A 4,763-nucleotide genomic window follows, 5' to 3' on the forward strand; every position below is an offset into this window, starting at 1 on the left:
CATCACCCCCACCCACTGCTTCCACCGAGCGAGCCGCATGGTCATGAACGAGGACTACCCCGCATCCGTCGTGGCGGCCGGCGGAGGCGCCGGCGTGGGCACCTTCACGCCCTGGGAGGCCAGCACCGCCATGCGCTCGGTGGCCTGACGGGCCGCCGCGCTGTTCGGGTGGTCCGTGGGGATCTTCGACAGCACCTGCGCGGCCTCGTCCTTCTTGCCCTGCAGGATGAGCATGCGCGCCTTGTGGTACTGGCCCATGCCGGCCAGGTACTCACCCGTGTCCGCCTTCTCCATCTGCTCGAAGGAGGCGATGGCCTGGGCGTAGTCGCCCTTGGCCTCGTAGGCGTAGCCCTGGCCCTCCAGGGCGCTCGCGCGCAGGGCGTCGTTCTCCGGAACGCCCTTGAGGAAGACGCCCAGGGACGCCAGCGCGTCGTCGTACTTGCCCAGCCGGAACTCGGCCTTGGCCTGCGGCAGGGCCGCCGTCGTCGCCGCGCGGGTCCCGTCGTGGTCCTTGCGGAAGGTGGCCAGCGTCGTCACGACCTGCTGGTCGCGGGCCTCCACCGTGGGGAACGGGGGCTCCGTGGACGTGGGGTCCGCCGGGTCCACGCCCGTCACCGGGCGGTCCAGGACGGTGAGCGCCTGGCCCAGCTGCATGGAGGCCTGCGCCTCGCCGCGCTTGGAAACCTCGCTGCCGATGGCGACACCCACCGCGCCCAGCACCAGCACGCCGGCGCCGATGGCGAGGAACTTCTGGCGCTGCATCAGCCAGTCACGCGCGTCCGCCCCCACCTTCTGGAAGGCATCCGGCTGACGAAGCTCCTGCTGGCGAATCTTCTCGGTCTTCGGCTGGGCCACGATGACGAAACCTCTCTACCGGCTCTTTACGGTGCTCTTCGCTTGCGAAAGCGGCGCACTGTAAAGAGCGCCTGCTGGAAGTGTCAACGAACGTGCGCGCTCAGTCGCGCCCTGCCCGCTTCCCACCCTTGGCGCCCTTGCCCGCCAGGTGCGGCTTCTTGCGCGCCTCGCGCTTGGCCTTGCCCGGGCGCTCGCGGAAGAGCAGCCGGATGGGGACCCGCAAATCGAACGTCTTGCGGATCTGGTTGGTGATGTACCGCTTGTACATGTCCGGCACGCCTTCGGGGGCGTTGCAGGTGAGCGCGAAGGTCGGCGGCGCCGCGGCCACCTGGGCGATGTAGTACAGGCGCAGCGGCTTGCCCTTCACGATGGGCGCCGGGTTGTTGTCCACCATGTAGTCCAGCAGCCGGTTGAGCTGCGGGGTGGGCGCCCGGAAGCGGAACTGCTTGGCCAGCTCCACCGCCACGTCCACCACCTTCTCCACCTTGGAGCCGTGGAGGGCGGACGTGAAGATGACGGGCGCGTAGCCCACGAACTTGAGGGCGATCTTCAGGTCGTCGCGGAACGCGTCCTGCTTGCGCTTGTCCTCCGCGATGAGGTCCCACTTGTTCACCACGATGACCAGCGCGCGGCCGCGGTCCATGGACAGGCCCGCGAGCTTCGCGTCCTGGTCCACGGCGGGCTCGGTGGCGTCCATCAGGAGCACCGCCACGTCGCTGCGCTCCAGCACCTTGAGCGCGGCGATGACCGAGTACTGCTCCACCTGGTGCGCGATGGTCTTCTTGCGCCGGATGCCCGCAGTGTCGGTGAGGATGAGCTCGTTGCCCTTGTACGTCACCTCGGAGTCGATGGGGTCGCGCGTGGTGCCGGCGATCTCACTGGTGACGACGCGCTTCTCCTTGAGGATGGCGTTGACCAGGGTGCTCTTGCCCACGTTGGGCCGGCCGATGATGGCGACGCGGATCTTCCCGTCGTCGGGGGGCGCGTCGGCGTCCTCGCCCTCCACCTTCGGGGCGAGCTTCGCCACGACGGAGTCCATCAGGCTGCCCATGCCCAGGTTGTGCTCGGCGGAGATGCCCTGCACGTCGCCCAGGCCCAGGCGGAAGAACTCGCCCGCCAGCGACTGCATCAGCCCCGTCTCATTGTCGAGCTTGTTGGCCGCGACGACCACCGGCTTGCCGCTCTTGCGCAGGTAGTTGGCGACGGCCTCGTCCGCGGTGGACATGCCCACGCGGGCGTCCACGACGAAGATGATGACGTCGCACTCCTCCACGGCGAACTGCGCCTGCTCGCGCACCTGCTTGAGCAGCGAGTCCTTCTCCCCGGGCACGAAGCCGCCCGTGTCGATGAGGGTGAAGGCGCGCCCCTCCCAGTCCGCCTCGGCGTAGTGCCGGTCGCGGGTGACGCCCGGCTCGTCCTCCACGAGCGCGATGCGGCGGCCCACCAGGCGGTTGAACAGCGTGCTCTTGCCCACGTTGGGGCGACCGACAATGGCGACCAGCGGCTTCATGGAGTCTCTTTCGACAGCGACGACAGCAACGGCGACGACAAGAACGACAACAAGAGTAGCGACGGCGACCGCATCACTCGTAACCCAGCTTCCGCAGGCCCGCGGCGCGCTCGCTCCAGCGGGCCTCCACGCGCACGCGCAGGTCCAGGTAGACATGCGCCCCCAGCAGGCGCTGCACCGACTTGCGCGCGTCCGTGCCGATGAGCTTCAGCATCTGCCCCTGCTTGCCAATCAGGATGGCCTTCTGGCTGTCGCGCTCCACGTAGATGGACGCCGCGATGCGGATGAGGCCGCCCAGCTGGCCCGGGGGCGTGCCGGGACGGGGCTCGCGCTCGGATTCGTCGAACACGTCCACCAGCACCGCGGTGGAGTATGGAATCTCCTGCCGGCAGTGCCGGAGCACCTGCTCGCGGATGTACTCGGCCACCAGCACGCGCTCCTGCTGGTCGGTGAGCATGTCCTCGGCGAAGAGCGGCTCGCCCTCCGGCAGGTGGCCCAGGACGACCTGGAACAGGTGCTCCACGCCGTCCTTCTCCCGGGCGGAGATGGGCACCACCTCCGCGAAGGGGAACTGCTCGCCGTACAGCGCGATGAGCGGGAGGAGCTTCTCCTTCGGGATGGCGTCGATCTTGTTGATGACCAGGAAGGTGGGCTTGCCCACCTTCTGCAGCCGCTCGAGGATGGCGCGGTTGCCGGGCGTGACGTCCAGCGTCTCACCGGCGGGCGGCTCGATGAGGAAGAGGACGAGGTCCACCTCCTCGGCCGCGGAGAGGGCGGCCTCCACCATGTAGCGGTTGAGCTCTCCCTTGGCCTGGTGGATGCCGGGCGTGTCGAGGAAGGCCACCTGCCCTTCCGGACGCGTCACCACGCCGAGGATGCGGTTGCGGGTCGTCTGGGGCTTGGGCGAGACGATGGCGATCTTCTCGCCCGTGAGCGCGTTGAGCAGCGTGCTCTTGCCCACATTGGGCCGGCCGATGAGCGCGGCGAAGCCGGCGCGGGGTTTCTTCTGCGAGGACTGAGAGGCCATACTTCCGGAGATGATCAGTGGGCCTTGCCGGAAGCAGCGACGGGAAGGCCCCGGGGAAACCACGGGACTGCGATGAACGGGGCGACGTGAGTCGGACTTAGGGCCGCGCCGTGGAGATGGTCAACGTCTGGATGCGCACGTCCCGGCGGGGACGGTCGTTCGAGTCCTTGGGAAGCTCGTTGGCGATGCGGTCCACCACGTCCTGCCCTTCCACCACCTCGCCGAAGATGGTGTGTCGGTTGTTGAGGTGGGGGGTGGGTGCCGCGGTGATGAAGAACTGACTGCCGTTGGTGTTGGGGCCGGTGTTGCCCATGGCCAGCACACCCTTCTTGTCGAAACGCCGGCCGCCCTGGAACTCATCCTCGAACCGGAAGCCCGGCCCGCCGTTGCCCCGGCTGCTCGGATCCCCGCCCTGGATCATGAAGTCCTTGATGCAGCGGAACAGCAGCGTCCCGTCGTAGAGCGGGCGGCCGTGCATGGCCTCGCTGGTGATGGGGTGCGTCCAGGCCTTCTCGCCCGTGGCGAGCCCCACGAAGTTCTCCACCGTCCTCGGAGCGTCCTGGGGGAGCAGGCGCACGACGATGCGCCCCTCGGTGGTGTTGAACGCCGCGAACAGCTCCTCGCCCGCGCGGGCCCGCTCCATGAACGTCACGGCGTCGGGCTCGGGGTGCTGGGGGTCTTCGCCGCTGGAGCCTTCGCTGCCGGAGCCTTCGCCGCGGGGACGCCCTTCGGGGCCTTGTCGCTCAGCGTGACGGCGGTGAGGACCACCGGCGTCTGGGGGCGGTCCTGCGCGCTCCGGGGCACGTTGCCAATCTTCTCCACCACGTCATAGCCGGCGACGACCTCACCGAAGATGGTGTGCCGGCCGGTGAGGTGCATGGGGGTGGCGGTGGTGATGAAGAACTGGCTGCCGTTGGTGTTGCGCCCCGCGTTCGCCATGGCGAGCAGGCCCGGCTTGTCGAAGCTGCGGCCGCTCTGGAACTCGTCCTCGAAGCGGTAGCCCGGGTCGCCCATGCCGGTGCCCGTGGGGTCGCCACCCTGGATCATGAAGCCCGGGATGACGCGGTGGAAGACGGTGCCCGGGTACAGGGGCTTCTTCGTCACCTGCTGGCCCGTGGTGGGGTCCGTCCAGGCCTTCTCCCCGGTGGCCAGCCCGACGAAGTTCTCCACCGTCTTGGGAGCGTCCTTGGAGAAGAGCTTCACGATGACGGTGCCCTGGCTCGTCTTCAGGGTCGCGTAGAGGTCCTTGCCGGCCTGGACCTTCTTGGTCCAGGGGCCCACGGCCGGTTCGGCGGCCAGGACTCCGGCGGCGAACAAGGCAACGGTGATACCGAGAAGACGGTGCATACGGGACGGCCTCCAGGGCAGGAA

5 protein-coding genes are annotated in these 4,763 nt (G+C 68.7%); all 5 read right to left on the minus strand.

Features of this window, described 5'->3' with window-relative positions; translation table 11 throughout:
* Positions 1-54: 54 nt before the first annotated feature.
* The 5 genes from D7V93_RS38170 to D7V93_RS38190 all read right to left on the minus strand — a co-directional run bounded on the left by D7V93_RS38170 (position 55) and on the right by D7V93_RS38190 (position 4,739).
* Positions 55-858, minus strand: a complete 804-nt coding sequence (locus tag D7V93_RS38170) for a tetratricopeptide repeat protein (RefSeq protein ID WP_372338402.1) — start codon at positions 856-858, stop codon at positions 55-57.
* A gap of 97 nt (positions 859-955) precedes the next feature.
* Positions 956-2,365 (minus strand): ribosome biogenesis GTPase Der, encoded by a 1,410-nt coding sequence (der, locus tag D7V93_RS38175; RefSeq protein ID WP_120648004.1) that lies wholly within the window; start codon positions 2,363-2,365, stop codon positions 956-958.
* Positions 2,366-2,438: 73 nt separating this feature from the next.
* Positions 2,439-3,392 (minus strand): GTPase Era, encoded by a 954-nt coding sequence (gene era, locus D7V93_RS38180; RefSeq protein ID WP_120648005.1) that lies wholly within the window; start codon positions 3,390-3,392, stop codon positions 2,439-2,441.
* A gap of 97 nt (positions 3,393-3,489) precedes the next feature.
* A complete protein-coding gene (locus D7V93_RS38185; RefSeq protein WP_244237751.1) occupies positions 3,490-4,035 on the minus strand; it encodes a peptidylprolyl isomerase in 546 nt (181 codons plus the stop codon).
* A gap of 5 nt (positions 4,036-4,040) precedes the next feature.
* A complete protein-coding gene (locus tag D7V93_RS38190) occupies positions 4,041-4,739 on the minus strand; it encodes a peptidylprolyl isomerase (protein ID WP_120648007.1) in 699 nt (232 codons plus the stop codon).
* Positions 4,740-4,763 lie beyond the last annotated feature (24 nt).

It is taken from the genome of Corallococcus llansteffanensis, assembly GCF_003612055.1.
GTDB lineage: Bacteria > Myxococcota > Myxococcia > Myxococcales > Myxococcaceae > Corallococcus > Corallococcus llansteffanensis.

Bases quoted from the DNA above. Each gene is read 5' to 3' on its own strand.
- der (WP_120648004.1), bottom strand. From the start codon at position 2,365: ATGAAGCCGCTGGTCGCCATTGTCGGTCGCCCCAACGTGGGCAAGAGC.
- D7V93_RS38185 (WP_244237751.1), bottom strand. From the start codon at position 4,035: ATGGAGCGGGCCCGCGCGGGCGAGGAGCTGTTCGCGGCGTTCAACACC.
- era (WP_120648005.1), bottom strand. From the start codon at position 3,392: ATGGCCTCTCAGTCCTCGCAGAAGAAACCCCGCGCCGGCTTCGCCGCG.
- D7V93_RS38190 (WP_120648007.1), bottom strand. From the start codon at position 4,739: ATGCACCGTCTTCTCGGTATCACCGTTGCCTTGTTCGCCGCCGGAGTC.